Raw genomic sequence first — 24982 nt, forward strand, 5'->3', positions numbered from 1 at the left:
TCCATCCTGAATCGTCATGTGTTTTCTACTGAAGCATGTTTGCTTCGTTGAAATATAAACCAATCCAGACCACCTGGAACAGCGGCACTACACGGCCGCGATACTTTGAGGGAGGTGAGTTAACGTGACAGAAGAGAGAAATACTGAGCAAGAATTGAACAGCCAGACGGATGAAGAAACGGTTGAGGAAGTTTTTGCTGAAAATGAAGCTTCTGAAAAAACTGAAGAGATGCCATCTCAAGAGGAAGAGCAAGATCCGATGGAGAAGAAAGTGGCTGAACTGCAAGGGAAGCTTGATGAAGCCGACAACCGTTACTTGCGCCTTCAGGCTGATTTTGACAACTTCCGCCGTCGTTCAAGGATTGAACTTGAAGCGAGCGCTAAATATAGAGCCCAAAGCATTATTACGGATCTTCTGCCCGCTATCGACAATTTCGAGCGTGCTTTGAAGATGGAAGTGGATAATGAACAGTCGAAATCCCTTAAGCAGGGAGTGGAAATGGTGTACCGCAGCTTGCTTGATGCGCTTAAAAATGAAGGCGTTGAGGTAATTGAAGCTGTCGGCAAGGAATTTGATCCGCATCTTCACCAGGCTGTTATGCAGGCTGAAGATGAAAATTTCGGTCCTAACATTGTTGTTGAAGAGTTTCAAAAAGGCTATATGCTCAAGGACCGCATTATTCGTCCGGCAATGGTAAAAGTGAACCAATAACAGTGGTTATTAAAGGCTGTTTTTACAGTGATTGTCGCTTTTCGTACCATTTCTAGCATCCGTATTAATAAAGGTATCAGGGCTCTTTTCGAGGAGATTTCTGAAGAAAGATTATATTAATACTCGTAAAAACCCAGGTGCCGGTTTTTACGGTTTGCTTGAAAAAGCAACAAAGTTTACGAAAAGAGCCTACATAAAAGAACCAGGAGGTAATTGAAAATGAGTAAAATCATTGGTATTGACTTAGGAACAACTAACTCTTGTGTTGCCGTGTTAGAAGGCGGCGAACCAAAGGTAATCCCAAATCCAGAAGGTAACAGAACGACTCCTTCTGTCATCGCGTTCAAAAATGGCGAACGCCAGGTTGGTGAAGTGGCAAAGCGTCAGGCAATCACTAACCCTAATACAATCATCTCCATCAAGCGCCACATGGGAACAGACCATAAGGTGGAAGCTGAAGGAAAAGATTACTCACCGCAGGAATTATCTGCAGTCATTCTTCAATACTTGAAGTCTTATGCAGAAGATTATCTTGGTGAGCCTGTGACTAAAGCCGTCATTACTGTTCCTGCATATTTCAACGATGCAGAACGTCAGGCAACTAAGGATGCGGGAAGAATCGCAGGCCTTGAAGTTGAGCGTATAATCAACGAGCCAACGGCTGCTGCTCTTGCTTACGGTCTTGATAAAATGGATGAAGACCAGACGATCCTTGTTTATGACCTTGGCGGCGGTACATTCGACGTTTCCATCCTCGAACTTGGCGATGGCGTGTTCGAAGTAAAATCTACTGCAGGTGACAACCGTCTAGGCGGTGACGACTTTGACCAGGTAATCATTGACTACTTGGTAGAACAATTCAAGAAAGAAAATGGCATTGACCTTTCAAAAGATAAAATGGCTCTTCAGCGTTTGAAGGATGCTGCAGAAAAAGCAAAGAAGGACCTTTCCGGGGTAACTTCTACACAGATTTCACTTCCGTTCATCACGGCTGGGGAAGCTGGACCGCTTCACCTTGAAGTGAACATGACTCGCGCTAAATTCGAAGAGCTATCTGCAGATTTGGTAGAGCGTACAATGGGACCAACTCGCCAGGCGCTTAAAGATGCAGGTTTAAGCCCATCTGAACTGGATAAAGTTATCCTTGTCGGTGGATCTACACGTATCCCGGCTGTACAGGAAGCAATCAAAAAAGAAACTGGAAAAGACCCTCACAGAGGCGTAAACCCTGATGAAGTTGTAGCCATGGGTGCAGCGATCCAGGGCGGCGTTATCTCTGGTGATGTAAAGGATGTCGTTCTTCTTGACGTTACTCCGCTTTCACTTGGTATTGAAACAATGGGCGGCGTATTCACAAAGCTGATCGATCGCAATACAACAATTCCTACTTCAAAATCACAGGTATTCTCAACAGCTGCTGACAACCAGACTGCCGTTGATATCCACGTGCTTCAAGGTGAGCGTTCAATGGCTTCTGCCAACAAGACACTTGGCCGCTTCCAGTTGGCTGATATCCCGCCAGCGCCACGCGGAGTACCTCAAATCGAAGTAACATTCGATATCGACAAGAACGGTATCGTAAACGTACGTGCGAAGGATCTTGGTACAAACAAAGAACAGCAGATCACAATCAAGTCTTCTACAGGATTATCTGATGAAGAAATCGACCGCATGGTAAGAGAAGCGGAAGAAAACGCTGAAGCTGACAAGAAGCTTAAAGAAGAAGTAGAACTTCGCAACGAAGCTGATCAGTTAGTATTCACTGCTGAAAAGACTTTGAAGGACCTTGAAGGCAAGGTAGATGAAGAAGAAGTCAAGAAGGCAAACGAAGCTAAAGATGAGCTGAAGGCTGCAATCGAAAAAGGCGAAATTGAAGAAATCCGCACTAAGAAGGATGCTCTTCAAGAGATCGTTACAAACCTAAGCGTCAAGCTTTACGAAGAAGCTGCCAAGCAACAGCAGGGACAGCAAGGCGCAGAAGGTCAAGAAGGAACAAAGAAAGACGACAATGTCGTAGACGCAGAATTCGAAGAAGTAAATGACGATAAATAATAAACTGTCATAGCAACCAAAAAGTCAAAGTCAGGTCATACTTGGCTTTGGCTTTTTTAATGCCAACTGACTAATTAATCATAGCCATTGGATAAAAAAAGAGATTCAAAATAACGCATATCCAGATATTTTAAATATTGCGTATGAATGTACGGGAATGTTAGAATTATCTTTATGTGAAAAGATTCGGGAGTGGTAATCATGAGTAAACGGGATTACTATGAAGTCCTCGGAGTCAGTAATTCGGCTTCGAAGGATGAAATAAAGAAGGCTTACCGCAAGCTTTCTAAAAAATTCCATCCGGACATTAACAAAGAGCCGGGAGCAGACGAAAAGTTCAAAGAAGTTAAGGAAGCTTATGAAGTATTGAGCGACGATCAAAAGCGTGCTCATTATGACCAGTTCGGCCATGTGGACCCTAACCAGGGATTTGGAGGCGGCGGCGATTTCGGCGGCGGCTTTGGCGGTTTCGAAGATATTTTCAATTCCTTCTTCGGCGGCGGAGGCGGCAGGCGCCGTGATCCGAACGCGCCAAGACAGGGTGCTGACCTTCAGTACACAATGACCTTGAAGTTCGAGGAAGCTGTATTTGGCAAGGAAACAGATATCGAGATCCCTCGTGAAGAAGAGTGCGATACTTGTGACGGAACTGGTGCCAAACCTGGTACTAAAGTCGATACATGTAAACACTGTCATGGCAGCGGACAAATCAGTGTAGAACAAAACACGCCTTTTGGACGTATTGTTAACCGCCGAGTGTGTCATTACTGTAATGGAACAGGTAAGGAAATCAAAGAAAAATGTTCAACTTGCTCTGGCACTGGGAAGGTTACCAGAAGGAACAAGATTCATGTTAAAATTCCTGCCGGTGTCGATGATGGCCAGCAGCTGAGGGTGGCAGGAAAAGGAGAAGCCGGTATCAATGGCGGTCCTCCAGGCGACCTTTACATTGTCTTCCACATCAGGTCGCATGAATTCTTTGAGCGTGACGGCGATGATATTTATTGCGAAATGCCGATTACATTTGTCCAGGCATCACTGGGTGATGAAGTTGAAGTCCCTACATTGCATGGCAAAGTTAAATTGAAAGTGCCTGCTGGAACACAAACGGGCACAAAGTTCCGCTTGAAGGGCAAAGGTGTCCCAAATGTCCGCGGATATGGTACTGGAGACCAGCATGTCCTGGTTCGAATCGTTACTCCAACCAAACTGTCTGAAAAGCAGAAACAGCTTCTCCGTGAGTTTGCCGAAGTAAGCGGTCAGTCTCCGCTTGGAGAGCAGGAGGAAAGCTTTTTTTCCAAAGTAAAACGTGCCTTTAAAGGTGATTAATCGAATGGAGTTGGTATAAATGAAATGGTCTGAAATCAGCATTTTAACTACAAATGAAGCGGTTGAGCCGATTTCCAATATCCTGCACGAAGCAGGCGCGAGCGGAGTTGTTATCGAAGATCCGCTGGAGCTTGAAAAGGAGAGAGAGGACCAGTTCGGAGAAATATACCAGCTTAATCCAGACGATTATCCGGAAGAAGGAGTTATTGTCAAAGCATATCTGCCGGTAAATAGTTTTCTTGGAGAAACAGTCGATGAGATAAAAGAAGCAATCAATAGCCTGATTATCTACAATATCGATATTGGGCTGAATAAAGTTTCAATCAGTGAAGTGAATGAGGAAGAGTGGGCAACTGCCTGGAAGAAATACTACAATCCTGTGAAAATTTCCGAGAAATTCACGATCGTTCCAACATGGGAGGATTACACGCCAGTCAACACCGATGAATTGATCATCGAGCTTGACCCGGGCATGGCATTCGGCACAGGAACGCACCCGACGACTGTTATGTGTATCCAGGCGCTGGAAAGAACTGTCCAGCCTGGTGACCGAGTCGTGGATGTTGGAACTGGTTCAGGTGTTCTCAGTATTGCAGCAGCTAAGCTGGGGGCGGGGAAAGTGGAAGCGATGGACCTGGACGATGTAGCAGTGCAGGTTGCAAAACTCAACCTCAAGCTGAACAAGGTCCACGATGTCGCAACCATTTCACAAAACAATCTTCTTGACGGTGTTGAAGAAGGAGCGGATATTGTAGTAGCGAATATCCTGGCAGAAGTAATTCTGCGCTTTGCTGATGATGCGGGCAAGGTCGTGAAAAATGGCGGATATTTCATTACTTCTGGTATCATCCAGCAGAAGAAAGAAGTCGTCAAGGATGCAATGATCAACGCAGGGTTTGAAATAGAGGAGATTATTTCTATGGAAGACTGGGTTGCGATCATCAGTAAAAAGAAATAATGTGGAGAAAAGGGGAAAAGCTTAACCCCTTTTTTCTGTCTTTTTTAAATCATATGTCTTAAATCTGAGAAATGTCTAGCTCCAGCGCCTAGTTCCCCGAAGCTTTTCGAGGCTGATCCAGGCGCTTGCGCTTTTCAGAAAGCAGGTGTTGTGATGCAGCGATATTTTATTGATGAACAAGGTAATATGGACCAGTTCCATGTTAGCGGCGATGATTATCATCACATTGTACGTGTCATGAGGATGAAGGCTGGTGACGAAATCATCTGTGTCATGCCCATGGGAAAAAGTGCGGTTTGCCAGATTGCAGAAATTACCGATGAAATCGTTGTGGCAAACGTTGTAAAATGGGAGGAAGGGACTACTGAGCTCCCGGTCCATGTCGTGATTGCGAGCGGTCTGCCCAAAGGGGATAAGCTCGAATTAATTATTCAGAAGGGTACTGAACTGGGTGCCTTTGAATTTGTCCCTTTTACCGCATCCCGCTCTATTGTTAAATGGGACGGCAAGAAAGCTGCCAAAAAGGTTGATCGCTGGCAGAAGATTGCCAAGGAAGCTGCTGAGCAGTCGCATCGCAGTTATGTTCCAGAAGTGAAAGAACCGGTCAGTCTTAAAGAACTGATCAAAGCAAGCGGTGAGTATACTTATAAACTGGTTGCTTATGAGGAAGAAGCGAGGGAAGGCGAAGCTTCGGTCCTTTCTTCAACTCTTGCGAAATTACAGGAAGGTGATAGCCTTCTGATTGTATTTGGGCCGGAGGGAGGACTTACCTCGGATGAAGTTGACCTTTTAAATAGGAATGGATTTTTAGCTTGTGGTCTCGGGCCGCGCATTTTGCGTACAGAAACAGCACCGCTATATACATTGTCTGCTGTTTCCTATCATTTTGAATTATTGGGGTGAAGATAATGCCTACAGTTGCTTTTCATACATTAGGTTGCAAGGTTAACCATTACGAAACAGAAGCCATTTGGCAGTTATTTAAGGAACAAGGATACGAGAGAGTAGAATTTGAGTCTGCTTCAGATGTTTATGTCATCAATACCTGTACGGTAACGAATACAGGGGACAAGAAGAGCCGCCAGGTCATCCGCCGGGCTGTGCGTAAGAATCCGGACGCAGTTATTTGTGTTACCGGCTGCTATGCACAGACTTCTCCAGCAGAAATCATGGCGATTCCTGGAGTTGATATCGTCGTCGGTACACAGGACCGCGTAAAAATGCTTGGGTATATCGAACAGTACAAACAAGAGCGCCAGCCTATCAATGCTGTTGGCAATATCATGAAGAACCGTGTCTATGAGGAACTTGATGTACCTGCATTTACAGACCGTACAAGAGCTTCATTGAAAATCCAGGAAGGCTGCAACAACTTTTGCACCTTCTGTATTATTCCATGGGCACGCGGTTTGATGAGATCCCGTGATCCACAGGAGGTCATTCGCCAGGCTCAGCAGCTTGTTGATGCCGGCTACAAGGAAATCGTCCTTACCGGTATCCATACAGGCGGATATGGTGAAGACATGAAAGACTACAACCTAGCTGCATTGCTTAGAGATCTCGAAGCACAAGTCAAGGGTATAAAGCGTCTGCGAATATCTTCTATTGAAGCGAGTCAGATAACAGACGAAGTGATCGAGGTAATCGACCAATCCAATATTATCGTCCGCCACTTGCACATCCCGCTCCAATCTGGATCTGACACAGTGTTGAAGCGCATGCGCCGTAAATACACAATGGAATTTTTCGGAGAGCGTCTAGACCGGCTAAAGGAAGTATTGCCAGGTCTTGCAGTTACCTCTGATATCATTGTCGGTTTCCCGGGTGAAACAGATGAAGAATTTATGGAAACCTATAATTTCATCAAGAAGCATCAATTCTCAGAGCTGCATGTTTTCCCTTATTCAAAACGGACAGGCACTCCTGCTGCGAGAATGGAAGACCAGGTGGACGAAGAAGTGAAAAACGAACGTGTTCATAGATTGATTGAGCTTTCCAATCAGCTTGCAAAGGAATATGCCTCACAATTTGAAAATGAAGTGCTTGAAGTGATTCCTGAAGAAATCTATAAGGAAGAGCCAGACAGCGGACTTTATGTAGGTTATACAGACAACTATTTGAAAGTAGTCTTCCCTGCTGCTGAAGAGATGATCGGTAAAATTGTGAAGGTCAAGATTGTGAAAGCAGGCTATCCTTACAATGAAGGGCAATTTGTCCGAATACTTGAAGATGAAATTGTAGCTGAACAAGCTGTTATATAGTGGAATGGGAAAGAGCTGGCAAAATGCCAGCTCTTTTTTAAATTTAAGGGCCGGTTTAGTTAGATAACGACCAGTTATTAGAGTAAGTTTTCAACCACTAATTATGTTCTTCTTTCCCATGAAGGAATTCAATCATCCTGCCGAATTTCTCGGCAACAGGAAGAACGAGCAATGAAGCGATTATGTTGTAAACGACACTGACATGAGCCAGCTGGACCTCGGGTCTTGCGGCAGTCATGGGAGCAAGTGCAGCAACATGGTCGATGAAAGGATAGAAGACTGCCGCGCCTGCGATATTCAGCCACACGTGCGCAAACGCTGTAAGCCTGGCCTCTTTGCCGGCACCTATGGACGCCAGCATGGCGGTAATGCATGTGCCAATATTCGCACCGAGCATCCCCGCAATTGCTGAATCCATGCTTAATGTTCCTTCAGATAAAAATCCCATGATGATCCCAGTCATCGCGGTGCTTGATTGGATCATGGCTGTTACAATCGTGCCTGTCAGGATGCTGATCAAATGGCTGTTGTTCAGATTTGCGAGCGCAGCCTCAACAATTGGCAAGCTGGTCACAGGGTCAGCAAGGAAAGTGAAACCGCGCATTGCAGCGAAAACAGCAGCAATCCCAAAAGAAATTGCACCGATGTTTTGCCATGTTTTATTTCGCGATACCATTAAAATCGCACCGATAACAGCGAATGGCACGATAAATGCATCGATGTTGAAAGTGATGATTTCAAGGGTGAAGGTTGTCCCTATATTTGATCCAAGGATAATCCCGATGGATTGTGAGAATTTCAGCAGGCCGGCAGAAATCAATCCAATAGTAATCACCATGACAGCTGAACTGCTATGCAAAAGGGCTGTAACTATGGTTCCGGCCATCAATCCTTTAAGTGGTGTATCAGTCATGATGGTCAGCCAGTTCTTCATTCTGCTTGCGGAAAGTTCGAACAAGCCTTTCCGAAGCAATGTCATTCCGCCAATGAACACAGCGAGAAACAATAGGAAAAATAATAGATAGACCATAGGACTCCCCCTCCCATTTAAATGTATGAAAAGGAGTGCGGGACATGCTAATTAATTTTTCAGTCTGTATGATATCCTGCAAAAGTATATAATGTAAAAACAAGGGCTAAATACAGTTGACCTCCTGCCAGTGATATATTATAATTGCAAGGTACATGGTTTCCCATGTGTTTTGGTGTTAGTGTGTTGTGCTCGGAGGGAGGGAAAGAGAATGTCTAAAACTGTCGTTCGTAAAAACGAATCGCTTGAAGATGCTCTTCGACGCTTCAAACGTACTGTATCTAAATCAGGTACTATCCAAGAAGCTAGAAAGCGCGAATTCTACGAAAAACCTAGTGTAAAGCGTAAGAAAAAGTCTGAAGCTGCTAGAAAACGCAAGTTCTAAGAGAGGGTGGAATCAACTTGAGCCTGCTCGAGCGTTTAAATAATGATATGAAACAAGCGATGAAGAACAAAGAAAAGGACAGACTCACGACGATTCGGATGGTCAAAGCATCCCTGCAAAACGAAGCAATCAAGTTCGGCAAGCAGGAACTATCCGAAGAAGAAGAGTTAACTGTACTTTCTCGTGAAGTGAAACAACGCAAAGATTCCCTCCAGGAATTTGAAAAAGCTGGTCGTCAAGACCTCGTTGAAAAGATACAAACAGAATTAAAGCATGTCGAAATTTACATGCCACAGCAGCTTAGCGAAGAAGAAGTGACGACAATCGTCAAAGAAGCTATCGCAGAGACCGGTGCGGCATCTAAAGCCGATATGGGTAGAGTAATGGCTGTCCTTATGCCTAAAGTTAAAGGTAAAGCAGACGGATCTCTCGTTAATAAACTTGTACAACAACACCTTTCATAAAAAGCTCGAAGGCCGCAGGATATTCTTGCGGCCTTTTTAGCGCATACTAAAATGTGTCTTGGGATGATGCTTTGTGTTATGTTGATTAATATACATATTGATGGTGACTCACTCGGTTCACCTCCTTTTATCAGCCAGAAAGAGGGCTTGGTACCACAAAATGTTGCATAGAAACATTCTATAGGCCCAAGACGAGACCGGAGCCTCAAAAAGGTCACATTGCACATTCAATAACCAGGATGTAGAAGTATGACGGGCCATCTTAACAATAAATTGTAACTTTTCTGTCCGAGGTAAATAAGTTGAAAATCTGTTGGAAATCAATGAAACCTTTTGGGGTTCAATTGCGTATTACCACTATGGCCTTATATTTATGAATGGAGGTGCCGATTTGAAAATAAAATCAGTGATTGCGAGCATCATCATCCTCTTGTCACTGGCTAGCTGGATCTATCCGTTCACGGCAGATGCTGATCAAAAAGTGGTCTATGTGGTGCCGATTGAAGAAACAGTGGAGAAGGGCCTGCTTGCCTTCCTGGAGAGAGCTGTTAAAGAGGCAGAAGAGGCTGGTGCGGAAGCAATCATTTTTGATGTGAATACACCTGGCGGGGCGGTTGACGCAGCTGGCGGTATTGGAAAGCTGCTGACAGGCACTGACTTAAAAACTGTGGCATTCGTCAATAAGCAGGCATTATCCGCAGGTGCATATATTTCCCTGAATACTGATGAAATTTATATGGTTCCCGGTTCTACAATGGGATCGGCTGCAATCATCGACCAGCAGGGCAATACCGCTGGGAAAAAAGCGGAGTCCTATTGGTTTGCTGCCATGAAAGCAGCAGCGGTTGAAAGCGGACGGGATCCGATCTATGCCCAGGCGATGGCAGATGACAGCATCGACCTTCCGGAGCTTGGTGCAGGCAAAGGTGAGCTTCTTACCCTGACTGCAGAGCAGGCTCTCGATGTTGGCTATTCCGAGGGAACTGTTAAAAATCTCGATGAGTTATTGCAAAAACTAGGCTATGAGGATGCAGAGATCCGGAATGTGAACGAGACTTTCGCTGAAAAACTGGCGAGATTCATAACGCATCCAGTCGTTATCCCGATTTTGATGACAATCGGCAGTTTAGGGCTGGTTCTTGAGCTGTATTCTCCAGGATTTGGTCTGCCGGGAATTGCCGGCTTGTCCGCTTTGCTCCTATTCTTCTATGGGCACATGGTTGCCGGCCTGGCAGGTTTTGAGACATTGATTCTGTTCGCGCTTGGTGTTGGGCTAATATTGCTTGAGTTATTCATACCTGGAGGAATAGCCGGAATAATTGGGCTATTAGCAATCATTGGAAGCTTTTTTATGGCATCGGATAATGTGGTCCATATGGGAATATCGTTATTGATTGCCTTGACTGCGTCCATCGTTTTATCTATTTTAATGATAAGGGTGTTTGGAAAAAAGATGAAATTTTTCAGAAGAATCATACTGACAGATTCAACAAGCACTGAAAAGGGTTATGTATCCAATAAAAACCGCCTGGAACTTATTGGGGTAGAAGGAATTACGCTTACTCCCCTCAGACCTTCTGGAACGATCGTTGTTGAGGATGAACGCATTGATGCAGTCAGTGAGGGTGGGTTTATTGCAAAGGATAAGAGAGTTAGGATTGTAAAAACGGAAGGTTCAAGAATTGTGGTCAGGGAGATTAGAGATATCTAATTTGTTCTTTCATTGTATTGTTCATTAGGCATTCTTGCCGCGACGAATCGGTGAAGCAACAAGTAGAGATAAATACCAATGGTCTTTGAATTGAATTTGTAAAATGAGAAGATTCAAAGACCATGGAATAATATTTTTAGGAGGCAGTTCATATGGATGCAAGTACAGCATTTGTTTTAGTGGCAATTGCACTTGGGATCATTTTCCTTGGTGTATTGCTGACATTCGTACCGGTAATGCTCTGGATTTCAGCATTAGCAGCAGGTGTCAGGGTCAGCATTTTTACGCTGATTGGTATGAGATTAAGAAGGGTTATCCCAAGCAGGGTCATCAATCCGATGATCAAGGCGCACAAAGCAGGCCTAAATGTAACAACGAACCAGCTTGAAAGTCACTATCTTGCCGGAGGTAATGTTGACAGGGTAGTAAACGCCCTGATTGCTGCACACCGTGCGAATATTGAACTTTCATTCGAAAGAGCCGCAGCAATTGACCTTGCAGGCCGTGATGTACTGGAAGCGGTACAGATGAGTGTTAATCCGAAAGTGATTGAAACACCATTCATAGCTGGTGTGGCAATGGATGGTATCGAAGTAAAGGCGAAAGCCAGGATTACAGTAAGAGCGAACATCGACCGACTTGTCGGGGGTGCTGGTGAAGAGACAATCGTTGCCCGTGTAGGTGAGGGAATTGTATCGACAATCGGTTCTTCTGACAATCATAAAAAAGTGTTGGAAAATCCGGATATGATTTCGCAAACAGTCCTTTCAAAAGGTCTGGATGCGGGTACAGCGTTCGAAATCTTATCGATTGACATCGCGGACGTTGATATCGGCAAGAACATCGGTGCCGAGCTTCAGACAGAGCAGGCGGAAGCTGATAAGAAGATTGCCCAGGCGAAAGCGGAAGAGCGCCGCGCTATGGCTGTAGCACAAGAACAGGAAATGAAGGCGCGCGTTGAGGAAATGAGAGCGAAAGTTGTCGAGGCGGAAGCAACTGTACCATTGGCAATGGCAGAAGCGCTACGTGAAGGAAACATCGGCGTAATGGATTATATGAATATCCAGAATATCGAAGCAGATACAGATATGAGAGGATCCATTGGCAAGCTTTCAAACAATAAAAAAGATGACAAAAATAATAATTGATGCGAGAACCCGTTAAAAGAAAGGGGGGCTCCTCATGGAAATTTTATTTGAATTGTTCAGTAATCCTATAGCCCTGTTTATTCTGATCGGGGTAATCTCCAGTCTTTTCAACAAAAAGAGGCCGGACGGCCAACAGCCGCAGCGCCGCCCGGTCAGGCCGCCCGGTCCTGTGCAGCAGCCTGGACCAGCAAGGCAGCCTCGTCCTGCCCCTGCCAGGAGACAGCCGGCAGAGGCAAGAGGTCAGTCTCGATCTGAAATTGGAAAGGATAATCGCAGAGAATCAGATAGAAGCCGGGAATCAGAAAAACAGGTCCCTGGTGAAACTGGTGTTGAAATCATTAATGATCTTCAAAAGGTTTATCTGGAAAGAAAGCATCAGTCTGAGGAGCAGATGAACAAAGAGAGATCAAGTAAAGGCAGGATGTCAGCTGGTGAATCATCGGGCCGTTTGAAGCAAAAGAGAGAGGAAAAAGTACCGGAAGTTGTCTTCGAGCCAGACAGGGACACTCTGGTAGAAGGAATAATTTGGGCCGAAATCCTTGGCAAACCAAGGGCGAAAAGGGCATACAACCCTGTCAGGAGAACTAAGTCAAAGAATTAGCCTGCGTGCAGTGGTTTTGAAAGAATGCGTATCCATAAAGTTAAAAATGGTGCTAGAACCTCCTTTTTTCTCATACATATGAGATGAAAGGGGGTTCTTTTTTTTATGGCAAAAAAATGGGGCCAGTATGTACGCAAATGGATGACACAAAAAATGGATCTTCCTCAAGATGTCATGATGGATCTCCCTAGAATCACGATGATTGGGCATGTCCATATTTATATAGAGAACCACCGGGGTCTGCTGGCATTTTCTGATGGCGAAGTGCGCCTGATGATAAAAGGGGGCCAGCTTCTCGTCAAGGGAAAAGCGTTTGTGATTAAGACAATATTGCCTGAGGAAATCTTGCTTGAAGGAAAAATAGATCAGGTTATTTATATAAATGATTGATTGAGGGGGAGACGAATGAAAAACCAATGGATGCACACCTTTTCTGGCACAGTAAAAGTAAAGTTGACTGGAAAGGATATAGAAAGATTTTTAAATCAGCTGACACGTAATGGTGTTTCGATATGGAACGTCAAAAAACATGGATCAGAGGCCGTCACCTTTTATGTCGATCTCCAGGATGTAAAAAAGCTTAGGGTTCCAGCAAGGGACAGCAACTGTAAAATAAGGTTTTTAGAGAGGGCAGGGGGCCCTTTCTTTTTAAAAAAATTATGGACAAACAGTGGGTTTTTGGCCGGGGCATTCTTATTCTTTGGTTTGATGATGCTTCTTTCGAACATGGTATGGGGTATAGAGATTAAAGGGGCGAGCCCGGCAACTGAACACCAGATTCGCAAGGAATTGGACAGAATGGGGATTGGAATCGGCAAATTGCAGTTATCTATAGACAGTGTGGAAAGTATCCAGAAGGAACTGACAGATAAAGTTGGGGCCCTGACATGGATTGGTGTGGAGTTAAAAGGGACGACTTATCATTTCCAGGCTGTAGAAAAGAGTGAGCCGGAAAAAGCAGAAGTAATAGGGCCGAGGCACCTGGTAGCTAAAAGAAAGGCTGCCATTGTCAAGATTTTTGTGGAAAAGGGCGAACCGGTGGTTGAAGTGAATGACTATGTTATGCCAGGCCAGCTTCTTGTTTCCGGTCTGTATGGAAAGGAAGATGATCTGAAAGTTGTGGCAGCCACTGGAGAAATTCTCGGTGAGACTTGGTATTCAACGAAGGTGGAATTGCCGTTGAAGAGTACGTTTCAGGTTTATAACGGGAATGAAAAAAAGAAATATTCACTAGTAGTCGCGGGAAGGGGTTTGCCAGTATGGGGATTCGGGAAACCTGAATTCAGTGAATATGAAACCGAAGTGACTGAACAGCCTGTGAGATTTTTTAAGTGGGAACTCCCTTTAAAGGTTGAAAAAAAGACCATCCGGGAGCGGGAACAGGTAACACGTATTTATTCGAGGCAGGAAGCGATCGAAAGTGCAAAAGATTTGGCGAGAAAGGATATAAAAAACTACCTTCCTGAAAATGCTATCATTAAAGGGGAAAAAATTTTACATCAGTCAATCGAGAATGATAAAGTAAAGCTAACCACACATTTTACGATCATTGAAGATATAGCAGAAGGACAACCAATTATCAAGGAGACTGAGAATGACAGCAGACTTAAAAACGATGGAAATACAACTAGCGAACCCAACTGAAGCTATTTCATTATTCGGCAATGCAGATATGAACTTAAAGTTGATTGAACAGGAGCTTGGTGTCTCGATTGTGACCAGGGGAGAGTCAGTAGGAATCTCCGGACCTGAGGACAAGGTGGCGTTGGCCCAGGCTGTTTTGGTGAATCTGCTGGCCGTGATCCGCAAAGGAATCAGCATTAGCCAGAGAGAAGCTGTTTACGCTATACAAATGGCTGAAAAAGGTACTTTGGAATACTTCAAGGATCTATATGATGAAGAAATCAGCAAAAATGTTAAGGGTAAATCGATCAGAGTCAAGACCCTTGGCCAAAGACACTATGTTAATGCTATCAAAAGCCGCGACCTGGTTTTCGGTATTGGACCAGCTGGTACTGGTAAGACGTATCTTGCGGTCGTAATGGCAGTCACGGCACTTAAAAATGGTACTGTGTCAAAAATCATCCTTACAAGACCGGCTGTAGAGGCAGGAGAAAGCCTTGGCTTCCTTCCGGGAGACTTGAAGGAGAAGGTGGATCCTTATCTTCGCCCATTATATGATGCCCTTCACGATATCCTTGGCACGGAACATACATTGCGCCTGATTGAAAGAGGAACGATTGAAATTGCGCCTCTTGCCTATATGAGAGGAAGAACACTAGATGATGCATTTGTGATCCTGGACGAGGCACAGAATACAACACAAGCCCAGATGAAGATGTTCCTGACTCGACTCGGATTTGGGTCTAAAATGATCATAACTGGGGATACATCACAGATTGATTTGCCAAAAGGTGCTAAATCAGGGCTGGTAGAAGCAGAAAAAGTCCTGAAGGATGTCTCCGGACTATCCTTTATACACCTTGAACAGGCTGATGTAGTGCGACATCCACTTGTCGGCCGAATCATAGAGGCCTATGGTAAAACCGAATAACATTTCAGTCCGCTCTTGGTAAAACGAGGGCGGACTTTTGCCTTTACTGAGGAAGAAACTGCTTCAGAACTGATATTGACAGCAGGAATTCCAAATAGAGGTGAAAATTCCGGGGAAAACTGATATGATGGTACATAAAGTTAATATATTTCCCAGTTATTCTCAAACTTGCTCCAATTGTTTTTTGAAAAATTTATTATATAAAAAGTCCATATTTCGCTTTGAGAAGTGCCTGGTCAAGGCGCTTACGCTTTTCTAGTAGGAGGGGCTGTAAATGGAAAAGCTGCAGGTCCAATTAACTGCCATATTGAACTTGTTGAATATAAAGATTTTCCGGGTTTTATTATTTTTGCTGATAGGCGTTGTGATGTATTCAGCGATGTACAGCAATGTAAAACCTGAAAAGCTTAATTTGGAATTACACTCTTTGGCGGAAAAAACCATCCGTTCGCCTATTACAATTGAGGATAAAGAGAGCACGGAAGCGAACCGCAGGGAAGCGGTTGAGAAAGTCAATGATGTCTACAGAGTCAAGAGTGAATATGCACAGAACAGGGTTGATTTAGTCACTTCCATTTTCAGTTCGGTTTCAGAAGTCAATGAGGAAGTGCAGGCAGAGATCGACCAGAAGAAAAAAGCAGCTGAAGAGGCAGGTGTGGAAGATAAGCCTGTTCCTGAAGGTCCTTCGAAGGAAGAAAAACTGTCCATGTTAAAAACGAAGTTGACCGAGAGTGAAACAAAGAGCTTATCTGATGAAGTATTCGTTGCTCTGCTTCAAGCACCGAAGGAAGAGCTGCTGGTTGCCAAGGACCTAACGGTTACGGCTGTAAATAATACGATGAAGCACAGTGTCCCCGCGGATGAAGTGGAGAATGCGAAGTTAAATGTTGAGGAAGAATTGAAGTATACGAGTTTGAGCAGCAGTTTAAAGAAAGCTATTATCGAACTCGGCCGCTATGCAGTCGTCCAGAATGAGTTCTACGACCCTGAAGCAACTGAGGATCAGCGCCAGCAGGCTATGGACAGTGTTGAACCTGTAAGGATCCTTGAGGGGCAGATTCTCGTGGATGAAGGTCAGCTCATCAGCAGGGATGTTTATAAAAAGCTCCAGCTTGTAGGTCTGTTAGAAAGTGAAAACTCCTATAAGCCTTTTATCGGGCTGGCAATTCTTGTAGCATTAATACTTTTTGCTCTGTATGTCATTTTCAATGAAATGGAAAATGCTGATAAAAAGCAGAAGAATCTTTTGATTTTCAGCATCATATTCATAACTTCAATCTTGTTGATGAAGCTGGTCAGTCTGTTTGATGAATTCGAATACTCGGAGATTGGCTATCTGTTCCCGGCGGCAATGGGAGCAATGCTGATTAAGATGCTGATTAATGAAAGACTGGCATTGTTTCAAATGGCGATCCTGGCCGTTACAGGTTCCATCATCTTTAATGAAGGAATTACTGGAACGCTGAATGTTACAATCGGGATCTATATTTTAATCAGCGGTCTGGCGGCCATTTTGTTCCTGCAGAAACAGAATAGGCGTTCAAAAATCCTTCAGGCGGGGATGTTTGTATCGGTGGTTAACCTGGTTATGATCCTATCGATTCTGTTTTTAAGGAACAGCCAGTATTCTGGTCTGGAATACGGTTTTTATTTTATTGCAGCATTTGTTTCCGGTATCGTTTCAGCCGTATTGACAATCGGATTATTGCCATTTTTTGAAGCGGGGTTTGGCATCCTGTCAACATTAAGGCTGATCGAGCTTTCCAATCCAAACCACCCGCTCTTAAGAAAAATTCTTACAGAAGCTCCGGGTACTTACCATCACAGTGTCATGGTGGCCAATTTATCAGAAGCGGCGTGTGAAGCGATTGGAGCTAATGGGCTTCTGGCCAGGGTCGGCTGCTATTATCATGACATCGGGAAGACGAAACGGCCGCAATTCTTTATTGAAAACCAGATCAATATGGATAACCCACACGATAAACTGCCGGCGTTGACGAGTAAAAACATTATAATCGCCCATGCTACCGATGGCGCAGAAATGCTCCGTAAGCACCGGATGCCAAAAGAAATCATTGATATCGCAGAACAGCACCATGGTACAACGTTATTAAAATTCTTTTTTCATAAGGCGGAGCAAAGCGGGCATGAGGTTAAAGAAGAAGATTTCCGTTATCCGGGGCCTAAGCCGCAAACAAAAGAGTCAGCTGTCATTGGGATCGCGGATAGTGTGGAAGCCGCTGTAAGATCGATGGCGCACCCTACACATGAACAAATTGAAAATCTGGTACACAATATTATTAGGGACCGGCTGCAGGATGGCCAGCTGGGTGAATGTGATATCACGTTGAGGGAGCTGGATACGGTAGCTGATACACTTTGTGAAACGTTAAAGGGAATATTCCACTCGAGAATCGAATATCCAGAAATGAATAAGCAGAAGGTGAAGCAGGCATGAGTTTAGAAATTGATTTTTTGGATGAAATAAATGAATTGTCAGAGCATGAAATAAGTGAAATTGAAAAATTGTTGAACTATACGGCCGAGCAGGAGAATGTCGAGGAAGGCAGTGAACTTTCCGTTACATTCGTATCGAATGAAAGAATCCAGGAAATAAACCGAGAATATCGTGACAAGGATCGCCCGACAGATGTCATTTCTTTTGCCCTGGAGGAAATGGGGGAAGGAGAACTGGAGATTGTTGGGGAGGGTATTCCGAGGATCCTCGGTGACATCATCATTTCCATTCCGAAAGCAAGGGAACAGGCAGAAGAATATAACCATTCATTCATGCGGGAACTTGGTTTCCTTGCGGTCCATGGCCTCCTGCATTTATTAGGCTATGACCATATGAATGAGCAGGATGAAAAACAGATGTTTGACAGACAAAAAGAAATCCTGGATGGGTATGGGCTTGGACGCTGATAACCAGAGGAAGCATCCACTTGCTTCCTCATTCAAATTTGGTTTCGAGGGAATCGCAGCAGTGGCCGCAAAAGAGCGAAATGTCCAAATCCATATAGGGATTTCGATTTTTGTGATTTTAGCTGGGTTTATTTTATCGATAAGCAAATACGAATGGATCGCTATCATTTTATCCATAGGCGGAATGATCTCGATGGAAATGATGAATACCGCAATTGAAAGAACAGTTGATTTGTATACGAAAGAATACCACCCGCTTGCCAAGCAGGCAAAGGATATCGCCGCCGGTGCTGTCCTGGTTTTTGCGATTGCCAGTGTCATGATTGGTTTAATCATTTTTCTGCCAAGAATATTAGCTTTGTAGTTGCCCCATTTGCAGGGCAACTTTTTTTGGGGATGGATATACTAGGTTTCTGTCTACTAATGACCGTCCCGGGCACTTTTTCAGAGCTGGATGGTCTTTATAGGTCTTCTAAAGACCACCCCAGGCACTTTTTTTCGCAGTGGATGGTCTTTATGGTTCTTCTAAAGACCGCCCCAGGCATTTTTTTCACAGTGGATGGTCTTTATAACTCTTCTAAAGACCATCCCAGGAACTTTTTCAGAGCTGGATGGTCTTTATAGCCTTCCTAAAGACCACCCCAGGCACTTTTTTTGCCCTTGATGGTCTTTATAGCTCTTCTAAAGACCACCCCAGGCAATATTTTCGCTCTGGATGGTCTTTATAGCCTTCCTAAAGACCACCCCAGGCACTTTTTTGCCCTGGATGGTCTTTATGGTTCTTCTAAAGACCACCCCAGGCACTTTTTTTGCCCTTGATGGTCTTTATAACTCTCCTAATGACCACCCCAGGCTCTATTTTTGCCCTTGATGGTCTTTATAGCTCTTCTAAAGACCACCCCACTCAATTTTTTCGCAGTGGATGGTATTTATAGCTCTCCTAAAGACCACCCGAGGCTCTTTTTCTGAACTTGATTGTCTTTATGGTACTTCTAAAGACCATCCAAGCATTTTATCAGCACCGGATGGTCTTTATAACTCTTCTTTCTGCAGCCACAACAACTTTTCGCCATGAGAATTAAAAAGAGCACCAGCCAAAAGGAGTTGGTCATCTCTACAGTAATGACAATGTAGGTACCCATTGTCATTGCAATCTTTGAGACCATGTCAAGCAAGCTTAGAAAGTGTGTAAAGAGTCAAATGACCTTACAAAAATGGCGCACATGTTTGAACCGATTTGAAAACAGGGAAAAACTTAAGTAAAATATCATCACAGTGTAAAAACAGTGCTTGTATGTTTTTAGAAAATTTAAAATTTTATATTTCATTTTTGCTACAAACGATGAAATCACACTGAAAATAAGTTAAAATAAAATGGAGAAGGGAAATACAGTATGAATTTTAATAATCAAGGCAGTAACAGTAAATCGCACAAATCAGGCTTCATTTCCATCATTGGAAGGCCAAATGTAGGGAAGTCGACCTTTCTTAACAGGGTGATCGGGCAAAAGATTGCGATTATGAGCGATAAACCGCAAACGACCCGGAATAAGGTCCAGGGTGTCCTTACGCTTGAAGATTCACAGCTGATATTCATAGACACACCAGGTATCCATAAACCGAAGCATCGTCTGGGCGATTTCATGATGAAGGTAGCACAGAATACTTTAAAAGAAGTCGATCTGGTTTTGTTTATGGTAAATGCCCAGGAAGGATATGGCCGCGGCGAGGAATTTATCATTGAGAAACTTCAGAATGTAAAAACACCAGTTTTCCTAGTCATTAATAAAATCGACCTGATTCATCCGGATGAGTTGTTCAAACTAATTGAGTCCTATAATGAAAAGTTCAATTTCGCTGAAATTGTCCCGATATCTGCATTAGAAGGCAACAATGTTGAAAAGCTCCTCGAGCAAATCAAGGAGAAAATGCCGGAAGGGCCACAGTTTTATCCTGCTGACCAGGTCACAGACCATCCCGAACGTTTTATTGTTTCTGAACTGATCAGGGAAAAAGCGCTTCATTTGACAAGGGAAGAAATTCCTCATTCACTTGCTGTAGTAATTGAAAAAATGGAACGCCAGCCTGAAAAGGAAATGGTGCATGTCATGGCTACAATCATTGTAGAAAGGGACTCCCAGAAGGGCATCATCATTGGCAAGCAGGGCAGTATGCTGAAGGAAATCGGCAAAAGGGCACGTCATGATATCGAGAATCTGCTCGGTACTAAAGTATTTCTGGAATTGTGGGTAAAGGTACAGAAGGATTGGAGAAACAAAGCCACGCAGCTTCGTGATTTTGGTTTCAGGGAAGATGAGTATTAAGCCTGTTTGGTAAATGCTCCCTCATTAACATATTAACGGAAAGTAAATATTATTCATAAATAGGATTTACAATTTTTACGTGACATGAAAATCTGATTGACAGGCTATGATATTCATAAGGATTTGGGATAGATGAGTTGCTAGTGAAAAAATGAAAGGTGGGGTTTTCGATGTTGGACTTTACCTGGAAGGTGTTTTCTCAGACAGGTAACATTGACACATATCTTCTCTTTAAGGAATTAGAGAAAGACGATCAAGAAATACCCGGTTATCAGGAGGATGAACTAGCAGAAATTGATTTTCCAATCTCATAGGTTTGTCTGTAGTAATGGATGGTGACAACAAATGCTGCAGAAATGTGAAGGCATTGTCATTAGAACGACAAATTATGGCGAGAACAATAAAATAGTTACGCTATATACAAGGGAATTTGGTAAAGTTGGTGTGATGGCAAGAGGTGCTAAAAAGCCTAATAGCAGGCTTTCTGCTGTCACCCAGCTTTTTACTTACGGACAGTTTCTTTTTCAGGCAAGTTCAGGGCTGGGCAGTTTGCAGCAGGGGGAAATGATTTCTTCCATGCGGTCGATCCGGGAGGATATTTTCCTTACTGCACATGCCAGCTATATTGTTGATTTGACAGATAAAGTAACAGAGGAAAAGAAATCCAATCCTTTTATGTTCGAATTGCTTTTTCAGACGCTCAGCTTTATGAATGAAGGCTACGATATGGAGATTTTGACTTTCATATATGAAATGAAAATGCTGAATGTCCAGGGTCTATATCCCGTTTTGGACAAGTGTGCAAATTGCGGCAATACAGAGGGTGAATTCAATTTTTCAATCAGAGAGGGCGGTCTGCTGTGCCATCGCTGTTTTGAGATTGATCCCTACAGGATCAGAATCTCGCCAGGAACTGTAAGGCTGCTACGCTTGTTCTACATGCTTGACCTAAGCCGGCTTGGCAATATTTCAGTTAAGCCAGAGACAAAAGCCGAGCTGAAAAAAGTCATTTCCGCTTATTATGATGAATATTCAGGACTTTATTTGAAAACAAGGAAATTCCTCGACCAAATGGATTCATTCAGGGACCAACTGTAACTATTGACATTGTTTCTTGATTTCGCTATTATTCAAATCAAAAGCTTTTCCTGTTTTAAGAAAGTCATCATCAAGAAAAAGCTCTGATGATAATTACATATGTTGCAGTGAAGGAAAAGAGTACTTAAATCCCTCTGTATTAGCGAGTCCGGGTATGGTGTGAGCCGGATTGCAGAAATTAAGGAAGGCGTTCCGGAGCGACATCACTTTTAAAGAGGCTGCTTTTTGCAGCAAGTAGGGTGGAACCGCGGGTAAACTCTCGTCCCTATGCATGATTGGATGCATAGGGGGCGAGAGTTTTTTTAATTTCAATACAGTCTATTTTTTTCGTAATTTGATGCCTAAACGCCTTTGCGCAGCAAAGCAAGAGCTTTTGAAAAGAGCATAGTAAAACACGATTTAAAAAATTCGGAGGTGTAAAGATGAATATTCAGAATATGATTTTAACATTGCAAAAACACTGGTCTGAACAAGGATGCGTCCTTATGCAGGCATATGACACCGAAAAGGGTGCAGGTACGATGAGTCCTTACACATTTTTAAGGGCAATTGGCCCTGAACCATGGAATGTGGCGTACGTTGAGCCATCCCGACGCCCGGCTGACGGCCGCTACGGAGAAAATCCGAACAGGCTTTATCAGCATCATCAATTCCAGGTGATCATGAAGCCTTCACCGGACAATATTCAGGAAATTTACCTTGATTCGCTAAAAGCATTGGGTATTGATCCTCTTGAACATGATATCCGTTTTGTAGAGGACAACTGGGAAAATCCATCCCTGGGCTGTGCAGGCCTGGGTTGGGAAGTATGGCTTGATGGCATGGAAATCACGCAATTCACTTATTTCCAGCAAGTAGGCGGACTAGACTGCAAACCAGTCTCCGTGGAAATTACATACGGAATCGAACGACTGGCGTCCTATATCCAGGATAAAGAAAATGTATTTGATCTTGAATGGACAAACGGTTTTACAGTAAGGGACATATTTGGACAGCCGGAATACGAGCATTCCAAGTATACATTTGAAACATCTGACAAAGACATGCTGTTTAACCTTTTCAATATTTATGAAAAAGAAGCAAATCGCCAGATGGATGAAGGCCTTGTCCATCCTGCATATGACTATGTCCTTAAGTGTTCCCATACTTTTAATATCCTTGATGCACGCGGAGCGATTTCTGTGACAGAAAGGACCGGTTATATTGCCCGGATTCGAAACCTCGCTAAGAAAGTAGCGAAAACGTTCTATGAAGAAAGAGAAAAGTTGGGCTTCCCAATCATTAAACGGAAGGAGCAGGTGGAAAATGACTAAACGGAATTTATTACTTGAAATCGGTTTGGAAGAAATGCCTGCAAGATTTATTACCGGATCTATAAACCAGCTGGCGTCCAAGGTGGAGAATTGGCTTAACACGAACAATATTGGTTTTGAAGCAATCAAGCTTTATTCCACACCGCGCAGGCTAGCGTTACTTGTCCTGAATGTTGATGAGCGTCAGGAAGACAGCGAGGAAGAAGCAAAGGGCCCTGCTAAAAAAATTGCCCTTAATGAGGAGGGTGCGTGGTCCAAAGCAGCGGTAGGTTTCACACGCGGCCAGGGGTTAACGGTAGAGGATATATATTTTAAAGAAATCAACGGTGTCGAATATGCCCATGTTAAAAAATTCATTAAAGGGCAGGAAACCTCTGACTTGCTCGTTGAAATGAAAGCAATCATTGCCGGATTAACTTTCCCGAAAAACATGCGCTGGGCAGACCTTGAGCTTCGTTATGTCAGGCCGATCAAATGGCTTGTTGCGATGTTCGGAAATGAAATCATTCCTTTTGAAATCGCTGGTGTCCAAACTGGCAACATAACAAGAGGCCATCGATTCCTAGGAGAAGGTGAAATTCAATTATCCGAACCCCAGGAATATGAAGAAGCATTGTTGGGGCAGTACGTTGTGGCTGATGCGCAAAAGCGGAAGGATGCTATAATTTCGCAGCTTGAAAAAATTGAGGAAGAGAACGGCTGGGTCGTTCCTGTTGATGAAGGTCTGCTGGAGGAAGTCAATAACCTCGTCGAATATCCAACTGCGTTATATGGACGATTCGAGGAGGAGTTCCTGGAAATCCCAGGCGAAGTGCTGATTACTTCGATGAAAGAGCACCAAAGGTATTTTCCAGTGAAATCCATGAGCGGAGACTTGCTGCCTCATTTCATCACAGTCAGGAACGGTGACCACCTTCATATTGAAAAGGTTGCCCGCGGAAACGAAAAAGTTCTAAGAGCGCGATTGGCGGATGCTGCATTTTTCTATAAAGAAGATCAAAGAATGCAGATTGCTGCCGCATTGGAAAAATTGAAAAATGTTGTATACCATGAAGAGATCGGAACAATTGCTGAAAAGTCAGAACGAGTTCGCAAGCTTGTAGGCTTGATTGCTGAAAGACTGGAGTTTTCGCCTGATGTAATAAGGTTTGCCGACCGGGCTGCCAAAATCAGCAAATTCGATCTGGTTTCACAAATGGTCTATGAGTTCCCTGAACTGCAAGGAATAATGGGTGAAAAGTACGCCTTGCAAAAAGGTGAAAGCCCAGAAGTAGCAACGGCAATCAATGAGCATTATATGCCTCGCAATGCTGATGATTCAGTTCCTGCATCTCCAGCGGGAGCGTTGGTGGCAATAGCCGATAAACTCGATACAATCGTTTCGTTCTTCTCGCTTGGAATCATTCCTAGTGGATCTCAGGATCCTTATGCATTGAGAAGACAGGCGACGGGAATCGTGCAGACCTTGATTGAGAAAAAGTGGAACATTTCACTTGAGAATCTTGTCGGCCTTTCTCTGAATCTCGTTACGGAAGCAGGAATTACAAAGCGTAATGACGAAGAAGTTTACCATGACCTTATCCAATTCTTTAAATTACGAGTTAAGCATTTGTTACAGGAGCGAGCAATCCGCTACGATTTAATTGATGCCGTACTGGGAGGAGAGATTGGTATTGTATCGGGACTGATCGAAAAGGCAGAAGCACTGCAGGCTGCTAGCAGCAGTGAGGGCTTTAAAGAAAGCATGGAAGCGTTGAGCCGGGTTCTTAACATCGCAAGTAAGAAAGATGTACTTGGTGATATTGATCCAGAACGTTTTGAAAATGAGTATGAACAACGGCTGTATGAAAAGTATCTGGAGCTAGGAAAGAAGGCCGAGGATGGTATGGATGCCGCGTCATATTATCAGCTTTTGGTTAACATTAAACCTGAAATCAATGATTATTTTGAGCATACAATGGTAATGTCTGATAACCAGGATGTCCGCGATAACCGTTTGAATCAAATGGCTGCATTGGCAGTGCTGATCATGAAGCTCGCAAAAGTAAATGATATTGTCGTTAAGTAAAACATGCAAAAATAAACTGATTTTATTGGGTGCCTTCCTGGACAGGAAG

The 24982-nt window shown here is 43.7% G+C and carries 23 protein-coding genes and 1 other annotated feature; of the genes, 22 read left to right on the forward strand and 1 reads right to left on the reverse strand.

From position 1 onward, the window contains the following. The first annotated feature begins 124 nt into the window (after window positions 1-124). The 6 genes from grpE to mtaB all read left to right on the forward strand — a co-directional run bounded on the left by grpE (window position 125) and on the right by mtaB (window position 7312). A complete protein-coding gene (gene grpE / locus J7E37_RS00915; protein WP_214778203.1) occupies window positions 125-712 on the forward strand; it encodes a nucleotide exchange factor GrpE in 588 nt (195 codons plus the stop codon). Window positions 713-931: 219 nt separating this feature from the next. Continuing rightward, window positions 932-2764: a molecular chaperone DnaK gene (dnaK, locus tag J7E37_RS00920; protein WP_214778205.1), complete on the forward strand. Its 1833-nt coding sequence runs from the start codon at window positions 932-934 to the stop codon at window positions 2762-2764. 201 nt (window positions 2765-2965) lie between these two features. Continuing rightward, the gene (gene dnaJ, locus J7E37_RS00925; protein ID WP_214778207.1) at window positions 2966-4093 is read left to right on the forward strand and encodes a molecular chaperone DnaJ; all 1128 of its coding nucleotides are present in this window, start codon (window positions 2966-2968) and stop codon (window positions 4091-4093) included. 19 nt (window positions 4094-4112) lie between these two features. Continuing rightward, window positions 4113-5051: a 50S ribosomal protein L11 methyltransferase gene (gene prmA, locus J7E37_RS00930; RefSeq protein ID WP_215021904.1), complete on the forward strand. Its 939-nt coding sequence runs from the start codon at window positions 4113-4115 to the stop codon at window positions 5049-5051. A gap of 153 nt (window positions 5052-5204) precedes the next feature. Further along, window positions 5205-5954: a 16S rRNA (uracil(1498)-N(3))-methyltransferase gene (locus J7E37_RS00935; protein ID WP_215021906.1), complete on the forward strand. Its 750-nt coding sequence runs from the start codon at window positions 5205-5207 to the stop codon at window positions 5952-5954. Between the two features lie 5 nt (window positions 5955-5959). Next, entirely contained in the window at window positions 5960-7312 is a 1353-nt protein-coding gene (mtaB, locus tag J7E37_RS00940) for a tRNA (N(6)-L-threonylcarbamoyladenosine(37)-C(2))-methylthiotransferase MtaB (RefSeq protein ID WP_214778213.1), read from the forward strand. A gap of 97 nt (window positions 7313-7409) precedes the next feature. Here the strand turns inward: mtaB and J7E37_RS00945 are convergent, their stop codons facing one another. After that, complete coding sequence (locus J7E37_RS00945; RefSeq protein ID WP_215021908.1) at window positions 7410-8342, reverse strand: Na/Pi symporter; 933 nt, start codon at window positions 8340-8342, stop codon at window positions 7410-7412. Window positions 8343-8553: 211 nt separating this feature from the next. Between J7E37_RS00945 and rpsU the strand changes: the two genes are divergently transcribed. The 16 genes from rpsU to glyS all read left to right on the forward strand — a co-directional run bounded on the left by rpsU (window position 8554) and on the right by glyS (window position 24933). Beyond that, window positions 8554-8727: a 30S ribosomal protein S21 gene (gene rpsU / locus J7E37_RS00950; RefSeq protein ID WP_015595024.1), complete on the forward strand. Its 174-nt coding sequence runs from the start codon at window positions 8554-8556 to the stop codon at window positions 8725-8727. 17 nt (window positions 8728-8744) lie between these two features. After that, window positions 8745-9191: a GatB/YqeY domain-containing protein gene (locus J7E37_RS00955; protein ID WP_214778217.1), complete on the forward strand. Its 447-nt coding sequence runs from the start codon at window positions 8745-8747 to the stop codon at window positions 9189-9191. Between the two features lie 397 nt (window positions 9192-9588). Continuing rightward, window positions 9589-10902, forward strand: coding sequence for an NfeD family protein (locus tag J7E37_RS00960; RefSeq protein ID WP_483297192.1), 1314 nt, complete (start codon window positions 9589-9591; stop codon window positions 10900-10902). Between the two features lie 152 nt (window positions 10903-11054). Further along, a complete protein-coding gene (gene floA, locus J7E37_RS00965; RefSeq protein WP_102263637.1) occupies window positions 11055-12050 on the forward strand; it encodes a flotillin-like protein FloA in 996 nt (331 codons plus the stop codon). A 34-nt stretch (window positions 12051-12084) separates the two neighbouring features. Next, window positions 12085-12651 carry a hypothetical protein gene (locus J7E37_RS00970; RefSeq protein WP_215021910.1) on the forward strand — a complete coding sequence of 189 codons (567 nt, stop codon included), beginning with the start codon at window positions 12085-12087 and terminating at the stop codon, window positions 12649-12651. 105 nt (window positions 12652-12756) lie between these two features. After that, window positions 12757-13041: a sporulation protein YqfC gene (gene yqfC, locus J7E37_RS00975; RefSeq protein ID WP_214739368.1), complete on the forward strand. Its 285-nt coding sequence runs from the start codon at window positions 12757-12759 to the stop codon at window positions 13039-13041. 15 nt (window positions 13042-13056) lie between these two features. Then, on the forward strand, window positions 13057-14295 hold the full coding sequence (yqfD, locus tag J7E37_RS00980; protein WP_215021911.1) for a sporulation protein YqfD: 1239 nt from the start codon (window positions 13057-13059) through the stop codon (window positions 14293-14295). Further along, window positions 14246-15205, forward strand: a complete 960-nt coding sequence (locus J7E37_RS00985) for a PhoH family protein (RefSeq protein WP_214778225.1) — start codon at window positions 14246-14248, stop codon at window positions 15203-15205. Before yqfD ends, J7E37_RS00985 begins: the two co-directional genes overlap by 50 nt. A 274-nt stretch (window positions 15206-15479) precedes the next feature. Next, a complete protein-coding gene (locus tag J7E37_RS00990) occupies window positions 15480-17663 on the forward strand; it encodes an HD family phosphohydrolase (protein WP_215021912.1) in 2184 nt (727 codons plus the stop codon). Next, window positions 17660-18130, forward strand: coding sequence for an rRNA maturation RNase YbeY (gene ybeY / locus J7E37_RS00995; RefSeq protein ID WP_214778229.1), 471 nt, complete (start codon window positions 17660-17662; stop codon window positions 18128-18130). The genes J7E37_RS00990 and ybeY overlap by 4 nt, the downstream gene beginning before the upstream one ends. After that, window positions 18114-18494 carry a diacylglycerol kinase family protein gene (locus J7E37_RS01000; RefSeq protein WP_251009399.1) on the forward strand — a complete coding sequence of 127 codons (381 nt, stop codon included), beginning with the start codon at window positions 18114-18116 and terminating at the stop codon, window positions 18492-18494. Before ybeY ends, J7E37_RS01000 begins: the two co-directional genes overlap by 17 nt. 1030 nt (window positions 18495-19524) lie before the next feature. Then, complete coding sequence (gene era / locus J7E37_RS01005) at window positions 19525-20454, forward strand: GTPase Era (protein WP_214778231.1); 930 nt, start codon at window positions 19525-19527, stop codon at window positions 20452-20454. Window positions 20455-20624: 170 nt separating this feature from the next. Then, window positions 20625-20768: a YqzL family protein gene (locus J7E37_RS01010; RefSeq protein WP_214778233.1), complete on the forward strand. Its 144-nt coding sequence runs from the start codon at window positions 20625-20627 to the stop codon at window positions 20766-20768. Window positions 20769-20799: 31 nt separating this feature from the next. After that, window positions 20800-21552, forward strand: a complete 753-nt coding sequence (gene recO / locus J7E37_RS01015; protein WP_215021914.1) for a DNA repair protein RecO — start codon at window positions 20800-20802, stop codon at window positions 21550-21552. Window positions 21553-21650: 98 nt separating this feature from the next. Next, window positions 21651-21822: a binding site (T-box leader), on the forward strand. A gap of 152 nt (window positions 21823-21974) precedes the next feature. Continuing rightward, window positions 21975-22865, forward strand: a complete 891-nt coding sequence (glyQ, locus tag J7E37_RS01020; protein ID WP_192470851.1) for a glycine--tRNA ligase subunit alpha — start codon at window positions 21975-21977, stop codon at window positions 22863-22865. Beyond that, window positions 22858-24933: a glycine--tRNA ligase subunit beta gene (gene glyS / locus J7E37_RS01025; protein WP_215021915.1), complete on the forward strand. Its 2076-nt coding sequence runs from the start codon at window positions 22858-22860 to the stop codon at window positions 24931-24933. The genes glyQ and glyS overlap by 8 nt, the downstream gene beginning before the upstream one ends. Window positions 24934-24982 lie beyond the last annotated feature (49 nt).

It is taken from the genome of Bacillus sp. ISL-39 (assembly GCF_018613295.1).
Lineage (GTDB): Bacteria > Bacillota > Bacilli > Bacillales > Cytobacillaceae > Mesobacillus.

Excerpts from the sequence above, each read along its gene's own strand:
- dnaK (WP_214778205.1), top strand. The coding sequence starts at position 932 with ATGAGTAAAATCATTGGTATTGACTTAGGAACAACTAACTCTTGTGTT.
- dnaJ (WP_214778207.1), top strand. The coding sequence starts at position 2,966 with ATGAGTAAACGGGATTACTATGAAGTCCTCGGAGTCAGTAATTCGGCT.
- prmA (WP_215021904.1), top strand. The coding sequence starts at position 4,113 with ATGAAATGGTCTGAAATCAGCATTTTAACTACAAATGAAGCGGTTGAG.
- J7E37_RS00935 (WP_215021906.1), top strand. The coding sequence starts at position 5,205 with ATGCAGCGATATTTTATTGATGAACAAGGTAATATGGACCAGTTCCAT.
- mtaB (WP_214778213.1), top strand. The coding sequence starts at position 5,960 with ATGCCTACAGTTGCTTTTCATACATTAGGTTGCAAGGTTAACCATTAC.
- J7E37_RS00945 (WP_215021908.1), bottom strand. The coding sequence starts at position 8,342 with ATGGTCTATCTATTATTTTTCCTATTGTTTCTCGCTGTGTTCATTGGC.
- rpsU (WP_015595024.1), top strand. The coding sequence starts at position 8,554 with ATGTCTAAAACTGTCGTTCGTAAAAACGAATCGCTTGAAGATGCTCTT.
- floA (WP_102263637.1), top strand. The coding sequence starts at position 11,055 with ATGGATGCAAGTACAGCATTTGTTTTAGTGGCAATTGCACTTGGGATC.
- J7E37_RS00970 (WP_215021910.1), top strand. The coding sequence starts at position 12,085 with ATGGAAATTTTATTTGAATTGTTCAGTAATCCTATAGCCCTGTTTATT.
- yqfC (WP_214739368.1), top strand. The coding sequence starts at position 12,757 with ATGGCAAAAAAATGGGGCCAGTATGTACGCAAATGGATGACACAAAAA.
- yqfD (WP_215021911.1), top strand. The coding sequence starts at position 13,057 with ATGAAAAACCAATGGATGCACACCTTTTCTGGCACAGTAAAAGTAAAG.
- J7E37_RS00985 (WP_214778225.1), top strand. The coding sequence starts at position 14,246 with ATGACAGCAGACTTAAAAACGATGGAAATACAACTAGCGAACCCAACT.
- J7E37_RS00990 (WP_215021912.1), top strand. The coding sequence starts at position 15,480 with ATGGAAAAGCTGCAGGTCCAATTAACTGCCATATTGAACTTGTTGAAT.
- ybeY (WP_214778229.1), top strand. The coding sequence starts at position 17,660 with ATGAGTTTAGAAATTGATTTTTTGGATGAAATAAATGAATTGTCAGAG.
- J7E37_RS01000 (WP_251009399.1), top strand. The coding sequence starts at position 18,114 with ATGGGCTTGGACGCTGATAACCAGAGGAAGCATCCACTTGCTTCCTCA.
- era (WP_214778231.1), top strand. The coding sequence starts at position 19,525 with ATGAATTTTAATAATCAAGGCAGTAACAGTAAATCGCACAAATCAGGC.
- J7E37_RS01010 (WP_214778233.1), top strand. The coding sequence starts at position 20,625 with ATGTTGGACTTTACCTGGAAGGTGTTTTCTCAGACAGGTAACATTGAC.
- recO (WP_215021914.1), top strand. The coding sequence starts at position 20,800 with ATGCTGCAGAAATGTGAAGGCATTGTCATTAGAACGACAAATTATGGC.
- glyQ (WP_192470851.1), top strand. The coding sequence starts at position 21,975 with ATGAATATTCAGAATATGATTTTAACATTGCAAAAACACTGGTCTGAA.
- glyS (WP_215021915.1), top strand. The coding sequence starts at position 22,858 with ATGACTAAACGGAATTTATTACTTGAAATCGGTTTGGAAGAAATGCCT.